Below are 23,563 nucleotides of genomic sequence, written 5' to 3'. Positions count from 1 at the left end.
TGATTGATTTTTGTTTCCATCACTATCATAACCAAAGGGTTTTCAGAACTTATCTTGCAAATTTAAAGAAAATGTTAAGATTCATATTTTTGATGTATCTTTTTAAACAATTCCTAAAATATGATAACCACTATCTACATAAATCACTTCTCCGGTAATCCCACGAGATAAATGACTCATTAAAAATAGAGCCGTATCTCCAACTTCCGAAGCTTCTGTAGTTCGGCGAAGAGGAGCTTTCTCTTGAATTTCATGAAGAATCGTATTAAAGTCAGATACTCCTTTTGCTGCCAATGTACGAATCGGACCAGCAGAGATTGCATTTACGCGGATACCATTTGGTCCAAGATCATTAGCTAAATACTTCACACTTGATTCTAATGCTGCTTTGGCGACACCCATAACATTATAGTTCTTCACAACTCTTTCTCCACCGAGATAGGTCATGGTAACAATGCTTCCACCTTCTGTCATTAAAGGTGCAGCTTCACGGGCTACAGCTACCAATGAATAGACACTAATATTTTGCGCCATTAAATAACCATCTCTTGATGTGTTGAGATATTGGCCCGAAAGTTCTTCTACTTTTGCATGAGCAATACTATGTACAACCCCATGAAGTGTTCCCACTTCTTCTTTTAAATGTTGAAATAAATCTTTAATTTCTTCATCGCTTGTTACATCGCAGGGAAACATAAGCACTTCTCCCATATCTGCCGTTAATTCTTTTAAGTTTTTCCCAAATTTTTCTCCCTGGTAGGTGAAAATCAAGCGAGCTCCTGCTTTATATAGAGACTCGGCAATTGCCCATGCAATACTTCTTTTATTTGCTACACCCATAATTAAAATATTTTTTCCTTTTAAAAGGCTTTCCACGTCTAAAATCTCCTTCCTTGTCCTATTTTAGTACCTACTACTAATAGATACTATTAATTTTAAACCAAGAATTCCAAAATTTCAATGAAGGCATTCTTCTTCATCTTAATTCCCCCTTTTGCCTCCATCCTTGCGTAAATATTCAATAATATATTTATCAATTTTTTGACTTATTTTCAGAATAATTTCTTTGTTCATGTTCATATTGGCCGCATTATTAAGAATATTCCTTGCTATTTCTATTTTATCTTTTTTATCCACTCCATTCACTCCTTGTAAAAATAACCGTTCAGATAATTTTACATCAAACATTAGCCTATTGCAAATACTTAATATATGCAATCTGCAAATTCTGATACGACTTAAAGTTAGCTAAAGTTAGAAGCAAGGAGTGAACGATAGTGGAAAAAAATGTAGAGATAGATAACAAAGCCATTGGGCAGAGAATACGGATAGAAAGGGAAAAGCTTGGACTTTCGCGGGAAGAGTTTGCAGAAATCATAGAACTTTCGGACTACTATGTGGGGCAACTGGAACGTGGGGAGCGGCAGATGAGCCTCCCCGTTTTGGTTAGAGTCGCCAGTTGTCTACATGTGTCTTTAGATTACCTTATTTGGGGCAAAAATACCTATGATGCTTATTATATCCGTGATGCATATAATACTTACGACGCCTTTGATAGTATTAAAGACGCAGAGCTAAATGAATTGATCAACAAGTGCTCGCCGAAAGAATTAGAGTTAGTCAAAAAACTTATTAAAACGGTTCTTCCTTATATGGGCAAAAACTAGGAACGATTTAATATCCCTACTCGTCGATCACAGTTTAAACGTATCGATCATTAAACATCAAAGGATATTTCCCATTTAGAGAATCACAATCAAAAAGATAAAAAAAGGAATCCCAATAAATCACTGGGCTTCCTTCATCATTTAATTATCTATTCAAATTCATTCACTTAAAACATCTTTGCTACACTAATTACCTGATCCATTGCTTTTGACTTAAATTCTTCTGTGCGACTTGGGTCATAGGCATGACCTTCCATATAAATCGATTGTACGTCTGTAACACCCATAAAGTTTAAGATAGCTCGAATATACCGATCTCCCATTTCTACTTCGGAACCATGTCCTTCAGAATAAAAACCTCCACGAGCTTGGATGTGTACAGCTTTCTTTCCGTTTAACAAACCAATGGGACCTTGTTCTGTGTATTTAAATGTTTTCCCAGCTTGCATAATACAGTCGACATACGCACGCATCATAGGCGGAACGGAAAGATTCCATAAAGGAGTAACAAAAATATATTTGTCTGTAGCTACGAATTGATCGACCAGCTCATTCATCCGTGCTACTTTCTTTTGTTCACTTTCAGTTAAACTTTCCTGATTTCTAAGTTTTCCCCATCCAGATAAGACTTCCTCATCGATCAAAGGAATGTACTCTTTATATAAATCCAAAGTAATGATTTCATCGTTTGGATTTTCCTTTTTGTACACGTTAAGGAACTCTTGACCAAGGGTTAGACTGAATGATTCATTTACTTGTTTGGGATTTGCTGTAATGTATAGAACTTTTGCCATGAATAGTACCTCCTTAATTTTTGATACAGAATTAGTATGAGTTACTCACACTACTCTAAACCAAATTTTTCTTCTAAGTAAAGAAAAAAGTTTTTGTAAGTGTATTTATTACTATGCTTTCTTAGATTTTAAAAAATATCTGTCAATATGATATTCTATAGACAAAGAGTGTAAACGGAGGTTATGCAAATGGATTTCGGATTATCCATTGGGTTAAATGGAACAAAAGAAACGATTGTATCAGAAGAAAATACGGCCAAAACCTATGGAAGTGGTGCATTAGAGGTTTTTGCTACACCTGCAATGATTGGATTAATGGAAGGAGCGGCAATGAATGCTGTTCAACCCCATCTACCTGTTGGTTATGGAACGGTTGGAACAATGGTAAATGTAAAACATATTGCAGCTACACCAATGGGAATGAAAGTGATGGCAAACGCCGAATTGATTGAAGTAAATGGAAAACGGCTTCTTTTCAAAATTGAAGCACATGATGAAGTTGGACTAATTGGCGAAGGAACGCATGAAAGATACATCGTTGAAGAGGAGAAATTTTTAGTAAGAACGAATCAAAAGGGTAAGTAAAGATTCTTTCTACCACTTGAAGAGTTGGAAAGGCGACTGATGAAAAAACGGCTGAATTGGCCGTTTTTTCATTGCTCTAGAAACGTTCAATAAACTGATGGGCCTTATTAAATAACAATCCATGGGTTAAGATTCCAAGCACAATCGCAGTAATGGCTGCCGAAGAAGTAAAAGAATACATAATGAGAATCTGATAGCGAACAGCCTCAATCGGATTAGCTCCAGCTACGATCATTCCTGTCATCGTACCTGGAAGTTGAACCAATCCTACCGTTTTCATCCCATCAATCGTTGGTAACATCGCTGCCTTTACTGCATTTCGCATCACATGGGAAATCGCTTGTTTGGAGGTGGCCCCCAAAGCTAAGTAGACTTTGATCTCCTCTTTTCTTGTATCGATTTCTGATTTTAATCGGTTTAAGAATAATCCAGAAACGACCATGGCATTCCCGATGATCATTCCACTAATGGGAATGACATATTGAGGGATTGAGCCAATGATTTTCAAACCAAGCAATAATGCCATTGTCAAAATCTCTGCCGAAGTGATCGCAATTGCAATACGGCGACCAATCCCCGGTAAACCTTTTCCCTTCTTTCTCGCATTGATGGTGGCCACCGTAATCATCACTGTTAACATCAATAGAATGAAAACCAAAGACCGAAGGGCGAAAATTGTATGTAATACGTAACCAACAGCAATCAATTGAATCGCTGTCCGAATGGTCCCAATGATAATATCCTTTTCTAATCCTAATCGTTGCCATCTGGATAAAACTATGGCTAAAGCCACAAAAACTAAGGTCAAAATTAGGGCAAAGATACTCATCGACTCTCTCCCTCCTGATCATATGAGGTCATAATCAGTTCTTTGGTGATGTCATGTTGAGGATGTTCAAATACTTCTTCTGTCGGACCTTGTTCTACAATTTCACCATTTGCGATCACCCATGTATATTGACCGACACGTTTTGCTTGTTTTAAATTATGGGTAACCCAAAGAATGGTTTTCCTTTGCTGCTGATGTAAAGTTTGGATCAACTCTTCGATTTCAAGGGAACTTGTTGGATCTAAAGATGCTGTAACTTCGTCTAATAATAAGACCTCTGGTCGGTTGGCTAGTGTTCTTGCTAAGGCGACCCTTTGTTTTTGTCCTCCTGATAACGACCGAGCATCTTGATTTTTGATCGTTGATGGCAATGCTACATCTTCCAAGAGCTGATCGATCTCTTTTTCTGTTAGCGTTTTTCGATTGAGCTTAGGGCCAAGCAACAGATTCTCTTTTACCGTTCCTTGAATCATCGTTGGTAATTGAAACACCATTCCGATTTTCCGTCGAAGCTCAAGCACATCTATCTTCAAGTAATTTGTCCCTTTAAATCGTAATTCCCCTGAATCAGGATCTCTCATACGATTCAATAGTGAAAGAAGGGTGCTTTTTCCTGATCCAGAAGGACCAATGATGGTAATGAGTTCTCCTTCCATCACTTTCGCAGAAATTCCTTTTAGAATTGGACTTCCTTTTTCATCATTTTTCACGACATTTTCGATTGTGATCAATTCTTCCATCATTGCTTCCTTCTTTCTTTTTCTTCATCATTTTTATACCGCTTATCTTCTTAATGTTGCTATTAATCGATTCTCTTTTAACAGTAAATCGAAGGCATCGAGAATATGGAAAACGACAATATCGCTTTTTAATAAGGATGAAGTCGCACACCCTTCTTTGCCAATTACGGCTATGGCTAGATTCGATGCTTCAAACATCCATGCATCATTGACACCATTACCAATGGAGATGACACCTTGGGAGTTCAAGTTTTGAATGAAGCGTTTTTTCTCACCTAATTGATCCTCTTTGTCAATAACATGAACAATAACAGGTAGACCCTCGCATTCTCGATGAACACTTCCGTTGGTATCTGCTGTGACGACATAAATATCGAAGGCTTGCCCCAATTGAAGTAATCGTTCTTTTACCCCTTCAATTAATTTTCCGTCTTCGGCAATCGTACCGTTAAAATCTAAGACAAGATGGTCAATTTTTAGTTCTCCTCTTCCAGGAATTTGATACGTTTTCATTGATGATCCTCTCCTTTAACTTCCTTTAGTAACATTATCGCAAAAAAAAATCACAACCAAACCATGAAAAGGCCGATAAGAAAGAGTCCTTATCGGCTTACTAGCAAACTATATTCCACTTATCTTATTTTTTCCGCTACCCTTGAAGCTTGTTGTACTGGATCCCATACTCCATTAAACGGCGGAGCATATGATAGATCTAAATCTTGCAATTCATCAATCTTCATTCCAAATGTAATGGCCATTGCCAATACATCAATTCTTTTATCGACACCAGCATACCCCACTACTTGCCCTCCAAGTAATGTTCGATCATCCTTCCTGAAAACCAATTTAATATATAACCGTTCAGCATTAGGATAATAAGTTGCATGATGACGAGATTTGATCGTTACGGTCTCGTAGTCAATATTTAATGCTTTTGCTTCTTTTTCATTAAGACCTGTTCTCGCCATCTCTAAATCAAGGACTTTCATTACTGCTGTGCCAACGATTCCTTTGAATTCTGCATTGCCGCCACCAAGGTTGGTTCCAGCAATTCGCCCTTGTTTATTTGCTGTTGTTCCAAGAGGGATATAGTCATCCTGTTGTTTCACTAAATGATAATGGGTAGCACAATCTCCTGCCGCATAAATATTCTCTATGTTAGTTTGCATTCTAGAATTGACCCGTATCGCATTTTTTGGTCCAAGCTCAATTCCTGCTTTTTTAGCAATTTCAGTATTGGGTCGGATACCTACAGAAATAATCACCATATCTGCAGGATATTCTCCTTTATTCGTAACAACAGACTGAACTTTCCCGTCTCCTTTTAATTCTTTTACTTCTTCTTGTAAAGAAACTTTTATTCCCTGTTTCTCTAACTCTGTTTTTGCGTGTTCAGCCATTTCCGGATCGAATGATGCATTTAATTGATCCGCAATATCGATAATTTGTACTTCTTTCCCTTGTAGGTGAAATGCTTCAGCCATCTCAAGACCAATATAGCCGCCACCTATAATTACCACCTTTTGAATCTCTTTTCTTTCATCTAGCCACTTAAGAATCCGATCCGCATCAGGAATGGTTTTCAATACCGTTACTCCATCCAAATCAGTTCCTTTCCAAGGTGGTACAATGGGCTCACCGCCCGTTGCGATCAAAAGATAATCATAATTGGTAACTACTTCAGTCTGATCCTTTAAGGAAAGTGCGGTGACATGTTGGGATTTAGGATCGATTAATGTGACCTCGTGAAGCAGATGAATCTTAATTTTATATTTTTCTTCAAATTGTTCCTTTGTTCTGGCGATCAAATCCTTCGAACTTGGAACTAATCCTGCTACATAGTAAGGAAGACCGCATTGAGCATACGATAAAATTTCTCCTTTTTCAAAAACAACGATCTCGGCCTCGGGTTGTAACCGACGAATTTGTGTGGCTGCACTCATCCCAGCTGCATCCCCGCCAATAATCACATATTTACTCAAGATCTACTCCTCCTTTTTTCATAAGGAACTAACCATATTTTTTCCAATTTTATCATATGTATGAAAGGGATACCATAGCAGGAGTATCCTAATCTACAGCGTTCTAATGGCGATTTTAGCCGGCGACAAGAATGAGATAGAATGATGGAAAGGTTCAATCCTTTCAAAGCCTTTTTTCTGATCTTCTTCTTTCTTCTTGCTTTGTTACGACTTTCCGTACAAGGAATAATAGAGCTAAGGTGATCGCGGCAATGAAATAATCTGTTGCGCTTTTATATTCAAGAACCACTTTTCTCGCTAAGGCAATCATCACAATATCAATAATGGCGAATGGGTTTTTACGAATCAACATGATCGCAAACTCTAAACTAACCACCAAGACTAAGAAGTCGCCTAAGACTGTCTTCGATTGATCAATAATATGATGACTTTTGACAAGGTGTAGTAGATCAATTACAATATAAGCGCCTTCAGCTATAACCGTTAAAACCAGTATAATAGCTAAAATAATCTCAATCCATTTGATAATCCCTTCAATTTTTTCATCAATAATTGAAAATAACATCAATACTGCTCCCCCTTTCCCTCTTCTATTTCTATTTTCTATTGCCATTAATTATAGATTGTTTTTGTAAAATTTTGATAAATAAAATGTAAAATTAATCAAAAATACACAAAAACCCCCTTCGAAATATGGAGGGAGTTTTTTTAAGACAAGCTTTAATTCATTCACGTATTGATTTTTTCTTTTTCTCGATTCCCCAAATCAAAAGAAAAACAATCACCGATAAGAATGAAGCAAATGCCATATATACATAGGTATTCAAAATGCCAAATTGCTCATAAATCCACCCGCCGATCATACTACTCACAAAACTTCCAAGTCCTAAGCCAAATGATCCATATAAAGACATCGCAGAAACTTGAACTTCTTCATCGGCCTTTTGTTTCACAAATTGGACCGCTGTTGCTAGAAATAATCCAATGGACAAACCTTGAACAAATGTTGTGGCAATCACCCATGGAACAGATGGCCTGAGGGAATAAAAGAACCATCGAGCTACTGTTACGAATGCTGCAAAAATCATGACAGGCAATAAGCCAAATTTATTAATGAGTTTTCCGCTCCATCGCATAAAGGGAACTTCACTTCCAGCCGCTAATAAAAATGCTAAGCCAATTCCTGTTTTCGTCCCACCAATAGATTGATAGAAGATACCAAAATACGTATTATTCGCATTCATCGTCCCAAAAAGCAAAAACGTCCCTAACAGAAATAACGAAAACGAAGGAACTTTTAAAAGATTTTTAATCCCTTTGAATACATTTACAGAAAATGAAGTCGTATGTTCATTAGGCATTCTCCTTGTTAGAAATGAAGCAATGAAAAGAGAGATAGCATATAAATAAAAGATAATATCAGCTTGAAGATGGTCAGATAAAATACCTGCCACCCATACCGCGATCGCAAAACCAAGAGATCCCCAAAGCCTTATATCTCCGTATTGCCCACCATATTTTTGAACAAAATTCATTGAAATATTATCTGTGATTGGAACAACAGCACTCTGAAAGATATTAAGAATCCCTGTCAGAATAAAAAATAGCCAAAAAGAGTTCATTATAGGGAAGATCAATGATATAGCTCCAGCTGAGAGTAGCGTGACCATCAATACCTTCTTCTGGATCCCATATCGATCACAAAGCATCCCCCAAATGGGCTGAGTGATGATCGATACAATAGGTCCAATAGACATAACCAAGCCTAACTGACTCCCTGTCAACCCTTTATCTTTAAAGTAAACAGATAATAAAGGATACAAAGCCCCCACACCAAAAAAGTAAATATAATAAAAACCGCTTAAACGAATATAAATATTCCTTCTCCCGTCAAGTACAAGTTCTGTCATATTTTCTCCTCTGTTCATACTTTTTTCAAACGATATTATTGTATCACGTTTTTAAATCAATCTGTGAAAAAACTTACTCATTTCTCTTTCTCCTAGGATGAACCATTTCTAGGTATTTATCATACTCTAATATAAAGCCCAATCAGGGGGTGTGATTATGTTGAAAATTAGAAAAATTCAAGGTGAAATGAATGATGATGCTTTTGGTTTTTCTACAGCAATCGGGGATATAAATGGGGATGGACATAATGAAATCATTGTTGTAACAACCAACCAGCCGGTTGGTGGATCTCTTAAAATCTACAATCATCAACGAAAACATTTAAAGTCGTTTCCCCTTAGCAAGAAAAAAGTAAGTACGATTCGCATCCTGACAAAGGATATCAACCAGGATCAAGTTGATGAAATTATTGTTGGAATCACCTATCAAGATTTATCTGGAGAAGTAAAGGTCTATTCGTATAAAATGAATAAAATCTTGCTTCATCTAAAAAGTGTTGAGCAATATGATGCTTTTGGTTTTGCCATTGCCTCTGGCGATGTAGATGGGGACGGGGTTCCTGATATCATCATTGCTGCCCCCCAACCGACTCAAGATGGGAGGGGGAAAGTTTATGCCTATAGTGGGAAAGATGGATCATTGATTCGCAAATTTTCATCCCGTGTTCCTAGAGGAAATAGTGATTTTGGGACCTCTGTTGCTGCATTTGATCTTAATGATGACGGGATGGAAGAGATCATTATCGGTTCTCCAGGTAATCCAGAAGGTGAAGTATACATTTATTCTGGTAATCACGGCTGGTTAATGTATAAGTTAACAGGAGATCCAGGTTTTGGAATTCATGTTCACGTTGACCGACTAGAAGAAAACGGGCCACCTGTCTTATTTGTAACAACGAAAGATTTAGAAGGAAATCGGATTTCTGCCTATCAAGCCCCGTACTTTTATCCCCTTTTTGAAATCGACAATGATGAGGTAGATATTGGTTTTGGCGAAACAATGGCAACAGGTGATTTAGATGGTGATGGAAAAAAAGAAATTATTGTTGGTGCATTTGATTCCCCACACAAACGAAAAAAATATGCAGGACAAGTGGATATCTATTCTAGTATAGATGGTTCACTTCTTCACCGTTGGTATGGTATTGAAGAAAAAGATCAGTTCGGATTTTCCCTAGCAGCAGGTAAAATAAGCTCGAATCAAAAAGATGATCTATTAATTGGTGCGCCAAGGGAAATATTAAAGAAAAAGGGTAACGTTTATATCGTATCTTTGGATCAAAAATAGGACTTCGTTTTGAAGTTCTTTTTTTTGTCCATGAGGTAACTTGAATTATTTTGGTAAAAATATGAAAATAGAAAAAGAATTATAAGACAGGGAGGGGTTTTTAATGAGATATAAGGATCGAGTCGTGATTGTAACAGGCGGGGGACAAGGGATTGGCCGAGCAATTGCCCAAACGTTTGCGAGAGAAGGTGCAAAAGTCGTCATCGCCGATATTGATGAAGAAGCAGGGAAAGAAAATGAACGTCTGATTACCCAAGAGGGAAATCAAGCTTTATTTATCAAAACTGATGTGACAAAAGAAGAAGAAATCAAACATCTTATGAATGAAACGATACATCAATTTGGGCAAATTGATATTTTAATCAACAATGCAGGAATTGGTCACACTGAATCTATTTATACCATTAAAGTAGAAGATTTTGATAAAGTAATTGCTACAAATTTACGTGCTACTTTTATCTGCAGCAAATATGCCGCTTTGGAAATGAAAAAACGAAAAAAGGGCGTGATTATCAATATTGCCTCAACAAGAGCATTGATGTCTGAAGCAAATACGGAAAGTTACGCCGCTTCTAAAGGTGGAATTGTAGCCTTAACACATGCTCTAGCCGTAAGTCTTGGCCATGATGGAATTCGGGTTAACGCGATTAGCCCAGGCTGGATTGAAGTCAGCAATTGGCAAAAGTCTTCGAAGGCGAAAACACCTTTCCATTCACAAGAGGATAAAATGCAACATCCAGTTGGCCGTGTAGGAGATCCTATGGATATTGCTTATGCATGTCTTTATTTAGCTTCTGATGAGGCTGGTTTTATTACGGGGCAAAATATGGTCATTGATGGCGGAATGACAAAAAGAATGATTTATGTGGAATAAAGAGTGCCTTTCTTTCTTTATTTTCTCTGAAAGAAAGGCAACTCAAATCATTAAAGCAAAATAAATCTAAAAATTATCCTTGTTTAAAGCGATTTGTGCAGCTAGCTCTTCTGCTTTTTTCCAATCATCTGCAGATAAAATTTGTTCTGACATAGGAAAGAGAACCTGATTTTCCTTTGCAATATGGTTACGTAAGACTTCTATGATACTACTTCCATATTGAAGAATGCGTTCTGCATCTATACTCTCTTTTAGAAGCTCAGCTTTTAATGCTTGTTGGGCTTCTCTAAGTTCATTATGCTCCATTTCCATGACCATCACTGGACCACCGGGGCCTATTTTCGCTGCCATGATAGGAAATAACGCTTTTTCTTCTTGAACAAAATGGAGATTTAAGGAATCTTCCAAAAAACGGGCAAAGGCAGCAATGCGGATTTTTGCTCTTTCCAACTCCCCTTTTCGAACCAAATCAAGTTGTTTTTCTAATTGGTCCAATTCAACCAATGCCTTTTCGTGATCATCGTATAACACTTCTAAAAAGCCATTCATTGGGATGCACCTCCAAGTTTCTACTGCTTAATATACAGTTTACAGTGCATCTCAATTAAAGGCAGTGAAAAAGATCACAAAGTCTTAATAAACCTCACAAACGCTTCTTTTCCCTTTTGATCTCTTTTAAACACCCCAGCGTGGCCTAGAATCTTTGTAAAGACAAACCCTACTTCTTGTCGTAGAATGGTTAGACTATTCCCTTCATTTAGCTCAGGATATTTTTGTTTTAGTTCAATGGCCCACTCTAGATGTTTCACGATATCTTCATTCTTTTTAATTTCCTCGATATAATTTTCTTTTACTAGAGCTTCTGCTAATTGTTTCAGTTCCCCTTTCAGTCTTCCTGGCAACACTGCAAGCCCCATGACTTCAATGAGTCCAATGTTTTCTTTTTTAATATGATGAACTTCTTGGTGAGGATGGAAAACCCCCAATGGGTGTTCTTTACTGGTTCGGTTATTTCTTAACACTAGATCTAATTCAAAATCTTTTCCCCTTTTTCTAGCAATAGGGGTAATGGTATTGTGAGGCGTATCCCCTGTAAAGGCTAAAATTCCAACCGATTCATCACTATATCTCTTCCATTGATGTAAAATTTTATCGGCCAATTCCACCAAATCATGCCAATTCTCACTTTGTATGCGAATAACAGACATGGGCCACTTGACAATTCCCGCCTTTACATTGGGAAATTGGGGTAATGTAAATTCTTTTTCAATTGACGCTTTTGCCATAGGAAACTCATGACGTCCACCTTGAAAGTGATCATGACTGAGAATTGACCCTCCTACAATTGGCAAATCGGCATTGGAACCAAGAAAATAATGGGGGTATTTCTCCACAAATTCCAAAAGTCTTGCAAAGGTTTCCCTGGAAATTTTCATAGGACGGTGCTCATCAGATAACACAATACAGTGTTCGTTGTAATAAACATATGGAGAATATTGTAAATACCAACGTTCGTTATTTAATTCTAAAGGAATGATTCGATGATTTTGCCTTGCAGGATGGTTCACTCTCCCAGCATATCCCACATTCTCTTTGCATAACAAACATTTGGGATAAGAGCTTTGTTTCATATTTTGGGCTGCGGCAATGGATTTTGGATCTTTTTCCGGTTTAGACAAATTAATAGTAATTTCCAAATTTCCATATTCCGTTTCTGTCAACCAATGTTCATTCTTTGCAATTCGATCTATTCGAATATAATTACAGTCTTGAGAAAGTTGATAGAAATAATTAGTTGCTTGTTCCGGACTTTTTTCATATTTCTCATAAAAGTTTCGAACCACTTCTGAAGGTCTTGGCATCAAACAACCCATGATTTTTGTATCGAAAAGATCGCGATAAGTGATTGCATCCTCTTCTAGCCGTCCATTTTTCCCTGCCCAATCAAGAATTTTTTCTAAAATGGGAGTAGGGAAAGCAAGCTCCTCATTTGGAACCTGAGTCTCTTCCCATTCTTGCAACTGAAGCACTTCCAAAATTTTGTTTCTCGCATCTTCTATATCCCATTTAGCAATGAGGTTCTTTTTTAATCCGTATTGTATCAGGCGTTCCACTTGTTCATAAATATTGATATTCATTTCTCCCATCCTCTCTTTAGGAAGAACTACTCTTTATACCCATTAGGGTGACTTAGATGCCACTTCCAAGCACTTGTAATGATTTGTTCAAGGGATGCGTATTTAGGAGTCCAACCTAATTCCTTCATCGCTTTTTCGGAAGAAGCCACAAGTCTAGATGGATCCCCTGCTCTTCTTGGAGCAACTTCAGCTGGAATAGGCCTTCCCGTTACTTTTCTTGCCGTTTCAATCACTTCTTTGACTGTAAAGCCATTGCCATTACCAAGATTATACGTTGCACTTTCCCTGTCTTTTCTTAGATGGTTAAGTGCAAGAATATGAGCATCCACAAGATCGCTTACATGAATATAATCACGGATACATGTGCCATCATGAGTATCGTAATCATCGCCAAAAATATAAATTTTATCCCGTTTTCCAAGGGCCACTTGTAAAATAATAGGAATTAAATGGGTTTCTGGTTGATGATCTTCACCGATGATTCCTTCAGGATGTGCACCTGCTACATTGAAATAACGAAGCACCACATATTTTATTCCATAAGCGTTGTCTCCCCATTTGAGCATTTTTTCAACGGCTAATTTGGTTTCGCCATAAGGATTTGTTGGTTCTGTTGGATCCGTTTCTAAGATCGGAATGTTCTTTGGTTCTCCGTAGGTGGCTGCGGTTGAAGAAAAAACGATTTTTTTCACTTGATATTTCGCCATTGTCTTTAATAGGCTAAGAGTACCATAAACATTGTTCTCATAATATTCTAAAGGTTGCTCTACACTTTCACCTACAAGCGAATAAGCAGCAAAATGCATCACAGCATCAATGGGATTTTCATTAAAGACTTGGTCTAAAATCTCACTATCCCTCAAATCACCAATATATAGTTTGGCTCCTTCTAAAACCGCTTGTTTATGTCCTTTTTGTAAATTATCAATAACAACCACCTCTTCTCCTTTTTCTAGAAGAGCTGCAACTGCGTGACTGCCAATATATCCGGCTCCTCCACAAACTAAAATTGCCATATTTTCCCCCTCCAAAAAATTATTCAAACTCGATTTCTCTAGCACCATCACCAATTTCCACGACATAAAAATCAGCCGTTAAACCCGTTTTTTCTGTGTATTTTTTGCCAACATTTTCAATGAATGCTTGCATTCTGTCATTTCTTACAATACTAATGGTACATCCACCAAATCCTGCTCCTGTCATTCGCGAGCCGATAACCCCTTCTTGTTGCCATGCCGCTTCAACCAAAGCATCCAATTCAGGACCTGTCACTTCATAATCATCCCTTAAAGATATATGGGACTCATTCATCAGTTTGCCAAAACCTTCAATATCTCCCTGCTGCAGTTTTTTTACTGCTTCAATGGTACGTTGATTCTCATAGACAGCATGTTTTGCTCTTTTCCGATCCGTTTCATTGGTAATAAAATGCTTGTTCTGTTCAAATTGATCAATTGATAAATCACCAAGGGATTGAATGGATAACTTTTCTTTTAATTGACTTAAAGCCCTTTCACATTCTTCTCGACGTTCGTTATATTTGGAATCTGCCAACCCCCTTCTTTTATTGGTATTTGCAATCACAAGGGAGGTATTTTCCAATTTAACCGGGCTGTAAGTGAAATTCAATGATTGGGTGTCGAGTAACACTGCCCTTGCCTTTTTCCCCATTCCGATGGCAAATTGATCCATAATCCCACAGTTAACACCAATAAACTTATTTTCTGCTTCTTGGCTCATTTTGACCATTTCTAGCATATCGATCTGTAAACCAAATAATTCATTTAGCATCACAGCTGTAGCAAGCTCAATCGAAGCAGAAGAAGACAGCCCTGCTCCATTTGGAATATTACCGTAAAAAAGAACTTCTATCCCAGAATCTATAAAATATCCATGCTCGAAAAAGGTTTTCATCACACCTTTTGGATAGTTGGCCCAATCGTGTTTCGAATCATATACTAATTCATCCAACGGGAACTCTACCATTCCAATTGTCTCAAAATTTTTGGAATACATTTTAACGATCGAATCATTCCGTTTTCGGGCAATGGCATAAGTCCCTAAACTTAAAGCACATGGAAAAACATGGCCGCCGTTATAGTCTGTATGCTCACCAATAAGATTCACCCGTCCAGGGGCAAAAAAGGCCCTGATTCCATCATTTGATCCAAAGATTTGTGTAAAGTCATTTTTTAGTTGGTGTAGCATTTTTTTTTCTCCTCTCAATTTTACTAACATAAAAATCTTCATTAACGAGAAACTTTAATTGCTCTCAAATATCATTGAGTTAGGAATTACTTAAAGAAAAAAAATATTATTATTTATTAATTTAATTAATAAAGTCATAACTCCATTATATGTTTTCAATCTATATTGTTCAATCATAAACCACAAAGATTTCGATATCTTAGATGACATAGTAGGGTATTCTCTTCTTTTATGGAGTGGTCTTGCGAGGATACCCTACTTTTTTATTTTGATACTATTTTTATTTTTTCTTAATATATTTTCGTGTATCTATAGCCACAGCAGCTACAATGATTAAACCTTTAATAATATATTGAAGATAAGGATTCACGCCGATAAAGGCCAAACCATAGTTAATAAGTTGGAAGATGATTACACCAGTAACTACTCCACCGACTGTTCCGACACCACCACTAAATGACACTCCTCCGACAACAACGGCAGCAATCGCATCTAATTCATACATAAATCCTGTGTTGTTTGTTGCACTACCAACACGGCCTGCTTCTAATGCCCCGGCAAATCCATACAATACCCCAGCAATCGTGTAAAGAATTAGTAAATTCTTTGTAATATTAATTCCTGAAACAGCTGCTGCTTCTGGATTCCCGCCAATGGCATACATATTTTTCCCTAAACGAGTTTTATTCCAAATCACCCACATGATGATCGTAATAATTGTTGCATAAATTACGAGATAAGGAATCATAAAATTACCTATCACTACATTACCCTGAGCAAAATTCATGAACCGTGGATCCAATCCCCCAATTGGTTGTGCGCCATATGGCGGTCGGTCAAAATAAATTGAAGTTATACCATATACAATAACCATGACGCCTAAAGTAGCAATAAATGGTGTAACATTAAATTTTGATACGATAAATCCATTGATTAGACCAAATAACCCAGTGATGATTGCTACAAGAATTATTGGTACAAATAATGGTAATTCAGGTAAATTAGGATACATTCGATAGGCATAATCTGGTGCTTGTAATAAAGACGCAGATACTACAGCTGCTAATCCAACTAAACGACCAGCAGATAAGTCCGTTCCTTGAGTGATAATAAGCCCACCAACACCTAAAGCAATAATGATTCTAGTGGAAGCCTGTGCTAATATATTACGTATATTTATAACTGAAAGAAAATCTGGAGAAATTGCAATAATAATTAACAATAAGGCGATTAAAATAAAATAGATCGCGTTATTCATCAACCACTGTAACACATCTTTTTTGGTTATATTTTTCATTTTATCTGAATTTAAAGCCAGCATTTTATTTCACTCCTTTATAAAAATTTAGCAGCTAAGCGCAAAATCTCTTCTTGATTTGTATTTTTCGTCTCTACAATCCCTGCAACTCTCCCATTACTCATGACAAGGATTCTATCTGTAATACCTAATAGCTCCGGCATCTCAGATGAAATCATGATGATACCTTTATCTTTTTTTGCTAATTCCAAAATTAATTGATAGATTTCGTATTTTGCTCCAACATCAATACCACGAGTTGGTTCATCAAGCATGAGGATTTCCGGCTGAGTTAATAACCATCTTCCCATAATTACTTTTTGTTGATTTCCTCCAGATAAAGAATGAATTAATGTTTTTTGGGAAGGTGTTTTTACTTTCATACTATTAATAACCCAAGTTGTATCTTCTTTACGTTTGTTATCGTCAATCATCCCATACTTACCGACATACGCATTCAAATTTGCAATGGTTGCATTAAAAGTAATATCTAGATTTCCAAATATACCAGTGGAACGGCGTTCCTCTGTAACAAGAGCAAATCCGTTTTTAATCGCATCTCTCGGCGATTTATTGATTACTTCTCTACCATGTAAATAAATCTTTCCAGACTTTAGTTTTCTGATACCAAATATTGATTCAACTACATCCGTACGTTTTGATCCTACTAATCCAGCAATACCTAAAATTTCACCTTTTCGTAATTCGAAGGATACACCTTTTATTGAAGGCTGATAAGTTGCTGTCAAATCTCTAACTTCTAATATCGTCTCTTTTGGGACATTATCTTTATTAGGAAAACGTTTTTCTAAGTCACGACCTACCATCAAACTAATAATTTTATCTGTCGTTAACTCATGGGCAGGTTTTGTTGCAATCCACTTACCATCTCTCATGATGGTTACTTCGTCAGCTATTTGCAGGATTTCTTCCATTTTATGAGAGATATAAATGATACCTACGTTCTTTTCTTTTAAAGTTTTTATTATTTTAAATAAATGGTTTACCTCTTTTTCCGTTAGGGAAGAGGTGGGTTCATCCATTACGATAATTTTTGAATTATAAGAGACTGCTTTCGCGATTTCAACCATCTGCATTTCAGAAACAGATAATTTTTCCGTTTTTAAGCGTGGATCTAAATTTATATCTAATTCTTCAAAAATCTTTTTTGTATCTTCATACATCTTTTCCTCGTCGATAAATAATCCCTTCTTAGGATAACGACCTAACCAAATATTATCCATTATATTGCGCTGACGTACTTGGTTTAGTTCCTGATGAACCATTGAAACACCATTATCTAAGGCTTCTTTGGGAGTATTAAATTTTACTTGTTTACCATCAAGAAAAATTTCACCACTATCTGCATGATAAATACCAAACAAACATTTCATCAAAGTAGATTTACCAGCGCCATTTTCCCCCATTAATGCATGTACTGTGCCAGCCTTGACCCTTAAATGCACATTATCTAATGCTTTAACTCCAGGGAATTCCTTTGTAATATTTATCATTTCTAATAAATAGTTTGTATTCTTTTGCTCTTTCACTAGCTCAGACATAGGTTTCACCCCATTCTATAGGCATCTAATAAATAAGGATGCATGCTTGTGCTTTGCATCCTTGCATCCTTATTTGTCTTCTCATTTATATTTTACTTATAAGCTTCTTCAGCTACTGAAATGTTATCTTTCGTAATTGCTACATATGGAACACGAACTGCTTTTTTATCATCCAATTTCCAGTTTGTTCCTGCTAATACATCTTTTCCAGTTGCTACATTGAATGCTAAATCAAATGTAGCTTGTCCTTGATTTTTCGCATCATTTAATACTGTACCTAACATTGTACCAGCTTTAATCTGCTGTATTGCATCAGGTATTGCATCCACACCAACAACAGGCATATATTTGTCACCGGTAAAATAGCCATTTGCTTTCAACGAAGAAATTGCACCTAATGCCATTGCGTCATTGTTAGAAATCACAAATTCAATCTTATCCCCATGCTTTGCTAACCAAGCATCCATTAATTCTTTACCCTTTACAGAATCCCACATACCTGTTTGGAGTTCTAACTGTTCTACTCCAATACCTGCCGCTTTAATCTCATCAATAACATACTTCGTACGAGCTTCAGCGTCAGGATGTCCTGGTTCACCTTTTAGTAAAACGTATTGAATTTTACCATCACCATTTTTATCCCATTTATCTTTATTTGCTTTCCAAGCATCTACAATTATCTTCCCTTGAATTACACCAGATTCTGAGGATGTAGTACCTACGTACCATGCTTTATCATAGCTCTTTAATACACTAGCATCTGGCTCTTTATTAAAGAATATAACTGGTACATTTGCCGCTTTTGCTTTTGCAATAATTGTCGGCGCAGCTTGAGGATCAACTAAGTTGATTGCCAAGGCTTTTACCCCTTTAGCGATCATCATATCTACCTGCTCATTTTGGGTAGATTGGTTATTTTGTGAATCATTTAAAATTAATTCTGCTTTTCCTTTTGCACTTGTTTCGACTGCTCGGCGCACGAAAGACATGAAGTTATCATCAAATTTATAAATAGCTACACCGATCTTCGGCATTTCCGAAGCTTTGTCGGATGAGGCATTAGATCCTGTGGATATACCACATGCTGCCATCGTTAAAATGAGTGAAAAAACCATTACTACTGCAAAAAATTTTTTCATTTATTTTCCCCTCTCTTTTTTTTAAAAATCAATAAAGCGCTTACATTAGAATTTTACTAAAATTTTAGTCAAACTGTCAATATTATTTTTCACTGCTACAAGATTACTTATTTTTTTTAAAAACTACTATTTCTCTTGATTAATTCCGTAGCAATAATTATCTTTTTAGCAACTTTTCTTCCAGCAATTCGTTCCAATAATAAGTCAACAGCTGTTTCCCCCATTAATTCTGTGTACACCTTTAATGTTGTCAATGAGGGAAAGATATATTTTGATATGCTTATATCATTAATCCCTATAATATTCACTCGTTCAGGAACAGCAATATTTTCTTCATGAAGTGCTCGTAAACAGCCAATGGCAATTGAATCATTTCCCGCAAAAAAAGCGGTAGGAAGATTTTCACCATGATCATGAATGGCTTGTTTCATCAAACGGTATCCATCGTTGACGGTAAATTTACCAATATACATGAAGCTTTCATTAAAAAGATTACGTTCTTGAAGATAAGAGCGAAATGTCTTGTCGCGAAGATCTTCGATTTCCGATGAACCATCTTTAAATTTTTCACGTCCGCCAATATAACCAATCGATCGATGACCTTTTGCTAATAGGTAATTAATAATTTTTTTGGTTGCTTCCTCAAAATCAATAACGACCGAATCATACGCATTATCGTCAGGGCTGTAATCAACGAATATTATATATTCGGTGATCTCTGATAACGCCGCTACTTCATTTTCACTGAACTTTCCTACAGCAATAATTCCTTGTATATTCTCTTGTCTTACTTCATTTAATTTGTTATAAAAGTAATTTACTACTTGGATGCCTAATTGTTGGCAACGTTGCTCAATACCTAAACGAATCGACATATAATATAAATCTTCCAATTCTTCTTTTTCGGTATACCAGTGAATGATCGCAATTTTAGAGGTTTGGGTTTTTACCGACCTTTTTTTATAGGATAGTTCTTCAGCTATTTCAAAGATCTTCTTTCTTGTTTCGTCTGTTACAGATAGAGTAGGGTCGTAGTTAAGCACACGGGAGACAGTTGCAATCGAAACGCCCGCCTTTTCTGCTATATCTTTAATTGTTGCCATATGTTCCCTCCTTTCCTAATCAATATTGATCTTAATTATTGGATAACATTCATATCCTTAATATAACAGACTTTCAAATTCTCCCTTTTTTTAATGAAAGCACCTTTATTCGTGTATTATTTATTAACGCTTACATTATCTAATAAAAAATTTAGTAAAATTTTTAACTTTAGTCAACTTTTTTCATAAGTGCAATACGTATATGACCAAATTAAAATTATAAAGAACATCCGTTAAATTGATGTTCTTTATAGCTTAATCACTTAACTTCTTCTCAATGCTTTGATAATAAAAGAGTATGAATACACACGGTTTGCATACAATGTAAACTCGGGATGGGTTTTAGCTCCCCAACTATCATCTCCACCAACACCCATCTGCTTATAATTAACTCTTAATACAACTTTATTACTTTTTGAAAGTTTGTAAATATGATCATTTTGTTCTAATTCTTCAGGAGTATATGGCAAAGCATTTAGCTCAATTATGGGAACACCCATAATTTTAAGTCCTATCCCACTATTATTGGTAAGCTCAGCCCATCTAACCTCTGTTTTGTTCCCGCATTCCTGTGGTCTTAGGTAAGGTACAAATTGTTCCTCAACCTTACCCTGATATATGCCTATTTTTGCTCCTGTTGAACGATCCCAATAATTTTCATGAGGACCTTTTCCATACCATTTTAGATTTTCAAATTGTTTGTCTAGTATAAACATCATTCCTATTTCCGGAATTTCGGGAAGGTTTTCACCTGGTATTAAGTCGAGTTTTACTTTAATTTCTCCATTTCCATAAACTGTATAGTTTATCAAACATTTACTTTCTATTGTAGTCGGAAGAATATATTCATTCTCGATATGAATTTCATTTTTAAATTTCTTAATTCCCATTGATTTCAATACCCGTTCTTTACCAACATTTTTCCAAGTAGCCGCTCTTTCTGGTAAACCATTGCCTCTATCATTGTCGATTGGTGCTCTCCAGAAGTTAGGGATCGGTGGTGTTTTGATTATATTTACTCCGTTAAATTGGTATGATTCCATGTCACCATTTAATTTATCATATACAACTGAAAAATCCTTTCCATGAACTTTAATCAAATTTTCACTCTCTATTAATTTTAATTCAGGATCATCTTCATTAACCTTATATACAAAATGACATTCAACTGGAATCTTAAATTGTTCAAATGCCACCTCATGCCCTTTTTTTGCCCATAAAGTATCTTCTTTCAATAATAAACTTAAGTTTAACCATAGTTCTTCATTCTCTTCAATATGATCAAGTAACGAATAGGATAAAGTCATAATTTCAGAAGAATTGGGTTGAATATTTAAAGCTTCTTTACCTTGCAAAATAACATTTCCGTTTTTCATGATCTGCCAAACAAACTCAAAATCTTTTAAATTCGTAAATAGGTAACGGTTTGATACTTTTATTTTTCCTTGTCTTAAATCAATCACTTCAAATTTTACGTTTTGATAGCATTTTTTCACTTCATAAATCTTCGGAGAAATGGTTCGATCAGCAAAAATTAAACCATTACCACAAAAGTTTCCGTCATTAGGAGTATCGCCAAAATTTCCTCCATATGCTAAATATTCAATTCCTTCAGGGGTTTTCGTTTTTATTGCTTGATCAATCCAGTCCCAGATAAAACCCCCTTGAAGAATGGGATATTTTTCGAATAACTCCCAATACTTAAATAAATTCCCGTTAGAATTTCCCATGGAATGACTATATTCACAGAGAATAAAGGGCTTTTTTGGATTATTTTTAGCGTATTCTTCAATGGATTCAATTTTTGAATACATCTGGCTTTCTATATCTGATGCAGCCTCAGAATCACGATAATGGAATACACCTTCATAATGTACAAGTCTCGTAGGATCAATCTCTTTCAGAAAGTCATGCATTTTTATAAAATTATCTCCACCAAAAGATTCATTTCCTAAGGACCAGATTAATATCGAAGGATGGTTTTTGTCCCTAAAAAACATTGATTTACATCGATCTAATACTGCTTCTGTCCATTCTGTCTTGCTTCCTGGTATCGTGTCTCCCTCTTCAATCTGCCCTAGTTGCCAGGTCCCATGAGTCTCCAGATTTGTTTCATCAATAACATAGATTCCATATTCATCACAAAGATCATACCATAATGGATGATTAGGGTAATGAGAAGTACGAACTGCATTAATATTGAAGGCCTTCATGAGTTGTATATCTTTCACCATATCTTCATAATCAATCGCACGGCCTTTCTCTGGGTGAAATTCATGTCTATTTACACCTTTAAAAACAATCCTTTCACCATTTAATTTCATTACTCCATCTTTCAATTCAAATTTTCTAAATCCAACTTTACAACTTTCGGTTTCAATCAAATTTCCTTTCTCATCTTTTAGCATCAAGACAAGTGTGTAGAGATTTGGAAACTCGGCACTCCATTTTAAAGGGTTTTTCACATGTTTCAAAGTTTCAATATTAAAGAAATGATTTTCATTTATGAGAAAATCTACTTTAATTGGTTCATCAAATATTGCTTTTTTATCTTTATCGTAAAGCATTCCTTCAACTGTATATGTTCCAGGATTTTCCTTAAAGTAATTCTTAATTTTAGCTTTAATAATGAGATTTGCATCTTTATATTCTTCATCTAAGTCTGTTATTACTGTAAAGTCATAGATATGAACCTTTGGCGTTGAGTATAAGTATACATCTCTAAAAATACCACTTAATCGCCAAAAATCCTGATCCTCTAACCAACTAGCGTCACTCCATCGATACACTTCTACTGCAAGTTTATTTTCTCCATCTACTAGATAAGGAGTGAGGTCAAATTCAGCAGGTGAAAAACTATCTTCGCTATAACCAACAAAATCCCCGTTTACCCATAAATAAAATGCAGACTCGACTCCTTGAAAGCTAATATAAACAGGTTGATTTTTCCATTCATTTGGTATAGAAAACGTTCTTATATATTGACCAACTGGATTATATTTTGTAGGTGCAAAAGGAGGTTTAAGTTCTTCTTTACCAACCCATGGATAAGTTACATTGGTGTATTGGGGATAATCATAACCTTGTAATTGCCAATGTGATGGTACTTTTATTTCATCCCAGTCACTATAGTCATAATCTTTTTCATAAAAGTTCTTTATCCTTTGTTCAGGGTTTTCTGAAAAGTAGAATTTCCACTTTCCATTTAAAGAGAGATAAAATTTAGATTCATATCGATTCCCCTCTAAGGCTTCCTCTAATGTATGATAAGGCATTAAAGTTGCATGAGGTTCCATACGGTTAATTTGGAAGATTTCTGGATTGTTATTCCATTCTGGGTATCCATTTTTTGGTGGGTTATATACAAATTTTTTTAACACTTCTCTTTCCACCTTTCGTAAGATTTAAATAATAGTTATACCAATGAAAGAAAACTAAATCTATTAA

The 23,563-nt window shown here is 36.0% G+C and carries 22 protein-coding genes; 4 read left to right on the top strand and 18 right to left on the bottom strand.

The window, feature by feature from the left end:
• Nucleotides 1–102 precede the first annotated feature (102 nt).
• Nucleotides 103–876, bottom strand: coding sequence for an enoyl-ACP reductase FabI (gene fabI, locus ACMW72_RS08255; protein ID WP_418368361.1), 774 nt, complete (start codon nt 874–876; stop codon nt 103–105).
• 105 nt (nt 877–981) lie between these two features.
• The gene (locus ACMW72_RS08250; RefSeq protein WP_418368360.1) at nt 982–1,137 is read right to left on the bottom strand and encodes a Spo0E family sporulation regulatory protein-aspartic acid phosphatase; all 156 of its coding nucleotides are present in this window, start codon (nt 1,135–1,137) and stop codon (nt 982–984) included.
• A gap of 140 nt (nt 1,138–1,277) precedes the next feature.
• Between ACMW72_RS08250 and ACMW72_RS08245 the strand changes: the two genes are divergently transcribed.
• Nucleotides 1,278–1,667, top strand: a complete 390-nt coding sequence (locus ACMW72_RS08245) for a helix-turn-helix domain-containing protein (RefSeq protein ID WP_418368359.1) — start codon at nt 1,278–1,280, stop codon at nt 1,665–1,667.
• A 167-nt stretch (nt 1,668–1,834) separates the two neighbouring features.
• Here the strand turns inward: ACMW72_RS08245 and ACMW72_RS08240 are convergent, their stop codons facing one another.
• Nucleotides 1,835–2,461, bottom strand: coding sequence for an FMN-dependent NADH-azoreductase (locus ACMW72_RS08240; protein WP_418368358.1), 627 nt, complete (start codon nt 2,459–2,461; stop codon nt 1,835–1,837).
• 189 nt (nt 2,462–2,650) lie between these two features.
• Between ACMW72_RS08240 and ACMW72_RS08235 the strand changes: the two genes are divergently transcribed.
• A complete protein-coding gene (locus ACMW72_RS08235) occupies nt 2,651–3,046 on the top strand; it encodes a thioesterase family protein (protein ID WP_418368357.1) in 396 nt (131 codons plus the stop codon).
• Between the two features lie 76 nt (nt 3,047–3,122).
• Here ACMW72_RS08235 and ACMW72_RS08230 read toward each other — a convergent pair whose 3' ends face one another.
• From ACMW72_RS08230 to ACMW72_RS08205, 6 genes are all read right to left on the bottom strand, one after another.
• On the bottom strand, nt 3,123–3,875 hold the full coding sequence (locus ACMW72_RS08230) for an ABC transporter permease (RefSeq protein WP_418368356.1): 753 nt from the start codon (nt 3,873–3,875) through the stop codon (nt 3,123–3,125).
• A complete protein-coding gene (locus ACMW72_RS08225) occupies nt 3,872–4,615 on the bottom strand; it encodes an ATP-binding cassette domain-containing protein (RefSeq protein WP_418368355.1) in 744 nt (247 codons plus the stop codon). The genes ACMW72_RS08230 and ACMW72_RS08225 overlap by 4 nt, the downstream gene beginning before the upstream one ends.
• Nucleotides 4,616–4,657: 42 nt before the next feature.
• Nucleotides 4,658–5,128, bottom strand: coding sequence for an HAD family hydrolase (locus tag ACMW72_RS08220; RefSeq protein WP_418368354.1), 471 nt, complete (start codon nt 5,126–5,128; stop codon nt 4,658–4,660).
• Nucleotides 5,129–5,247: 119 nt separating this feature from the next.
• Nucleotides 5,248–6,600 carry a CoA-disulfide reductase gene (locus ACMW72_RS08215; protein WP_418368460.1) on the bottom strand — a complete coding sequence of 451 codons (1,353 nt, stop codon included), beginning with the start codon at nt 6,598–6,600 and terminating at the stop codon, nt 5,248–5,250.
• A 160-nt stretch (nt 6,601–6,760) separates the two neighbouring features.
• The gene (locus ACMW72_RS08210; protein WP_418368459.1) at nt 6,761–7,162 is read right to left on the bottom strand and encodes a phosphate-starvation-inducible PsiE family protein; all 402 of its coding nucleotides are present in this window, start codon (nt 7,160–7,162) and stop codon (nt 6,761–6,763) included.
• A gap of 160 nt (nt 7,163–7,322) precedes the next feature.
• Nucleotides 7,323–8,507 carry an MFS transporter gene (locus ACMW72_RS08205; RefSeq protein WP_418368353.1) on the bottom strand — a complete coding sequence of 395 codons (1,185 nt, stop codon included), beginning with the start codon at nt 8,505–8,507 and terminating at the stop codon, nt 7,323–7,325.
• A 157-nt stretch (nt 8,508–8,664) separates the two neighbouring features.
• Between ACMW72_RS08205 and ACMW72_RS08200 the strand changes: the two genes are divergently transcribed.
• Both ACMW72_RS08200 and ACMW72_RS08195 read left to right on the top strand, forming a co-directional pair.
• Complete coding sequence (locus ACMW72_RS08200) at nt 8,665–9,795, top strand: FG-GAP-like repeat-containing protein (RefSeq protein ID WP_418368352.1); 1,131 nt, start codon at nt 8,665–8,667, stop codon at nt 9,793–9,795.
• A gap of 103 nt (nt 9,796–9,898) precedes the next feature.
• Nucleotides 9,899–10,669: an SDR family oxidoreductase gene (locus ACMW72_RS08195; protein ID WP_418368351.1), complete on the top strand. Its 771-nt coding sequence runs from the start codon at nt 9,899–9,901 to the stop codon at nt 10,667–10,669.
• Nucleotides 10,670–10,735: 66 nt separating this feature from the next.
• Here ACMW72_RS08195 and ACMW72_RS08190 read toward each other — a convergent pair whose 3' ends face one another.
• The 9 genes from ACMW72_RS08190 to ACMW72_RS08150 form a co-directional block, all read right to left on the bottom strand.
• Nucleotides 10,736–11,218, bottom strand: coding sequence for a hemerythrin domain-containing protein (locus tag ACMW72_RS08190; protein ID WP_418368350.1), 483 nt, complete (start codon nt 11,216–11,218; stop codon nt 10,736–10,738).
• A 74-nt stretch (nt 11,219–11,292) separates the two neighbouring features.
• Nucleotides 11,293–12,807, bottom strand: a complete 1,515-nt coding sequence (gene galT, locus ACMW72_RS08185) for a UDP-glucose--hexose-1-phosphate uridylyltransferase (protein WP_418368349.1) — start codon at nt 12,805–12,807, stop codon at nt 11,293–11,295.
• 26 nt (nt 12,808–12,833) lie between these two features.
• Nucleotides 12,834–13,823, bottom strand: a complete 990-nt coding sequence (galE, locus tag ACMW72_RS08180) for a UDP-glucose 4-epimerase GalE (RefSeq protein ID WP_418368348.1) — start codon at nt 13,821–13,823, stop codon at nt 12,834–12,836.
• Between the two features lie 19 nt (nt 13,824–13,842).
• Entirely contained in the window at nt 13,843–15,015 is a 1,173-nt protein-coding gene (locus ACMW72_RS08175; protein ID WP_418368347.1) for a galactokinase, read from the bottom strand.
• A gap of 280 nt (nt 15,016–15,295) precedes the next feature.
• Nucleotides 15,296–16,312 carry a galactose/methyl galactoside ABC transporter permease MglC gene (mglC, locus tag ACMW72_RS08170; RefSeq protein ID WP_418368458.1) on the bottom strand — a complete coding sequence of 339 codons (1,017 nt, stop codon included), beginning with the start codon at nt 16,310–16,312 and terminating at the stop codon, nt 15,296–15,298.
• A gap of 38 nt (nt 16,313–16,350) precedes the next feature.
• Complete coding sequence (gene mglA / locus ACMW72_RS08165) at nt 16,351–17,874, bottom strand: galactose/methyl galactoside ABC transporter ATP-binding protein MglA (RefSeq protein WP_418368346.1); 1,524 nt, start codon at nt 17,872–17,874, stop codon at nt 16,351–16,353.
• A 92-nt stretch (nt 17,875–17,966) separates the two neighbouring features.
• Nucleotides 17,967–19,013 carry a galactose/glucose ABC transporter substrate-binding protein MglB gene (gene mglB, locus ACMW72_RS08160; protein ID WP_418368345.1) on the bottom strand — a complete coding sequence of 349 codons (1,047 nt, stop codon included), beginning with the start codon at nt 19,011–19,013 and terminating at the stop codon, nt 17,967–17,969.
• 116 nt (nt 19,014–19,129) lie between these two features.
• Nucleotides 19,130–20,116, bottom strand: coding sequence for a LacI family DNA-binding transcriptional regulator (locus ACMW72_RS08155; RefSeq protein ID WP_418368344.1), 987 nt, complete (start codon nt 20,114–20,116; stop codon nt 19,130–19,132).
• 263 nt (nt 20,117–20,379) lie between these two features.
• Entirely contained in the window at nt 20,380–23,496 is a 3,117-nt protein-coding gene (locus tag ACMW72_RS08150; protein WP_418368343.1) for a glycoside hydrolase family 2 TIM barrel-domain containing protein, read from the bottom strand.
• Nucleotides 23,497–23,563 lie beyond the last annotated feature (67 nt).

It is taken from the genome of Tepidibacillus sp. LV47, assembly GCF_048381575.1.
Lineage (GTDB): Bacteria > Bacillota > Bacilli > Tepidibacillales > Tepidibacillaceae > Tepidibacillus.
Note: the sequence above shows the minus strand (reverse complement) of the source record. Positions and strands in the feature narration are given on the sequence as shown.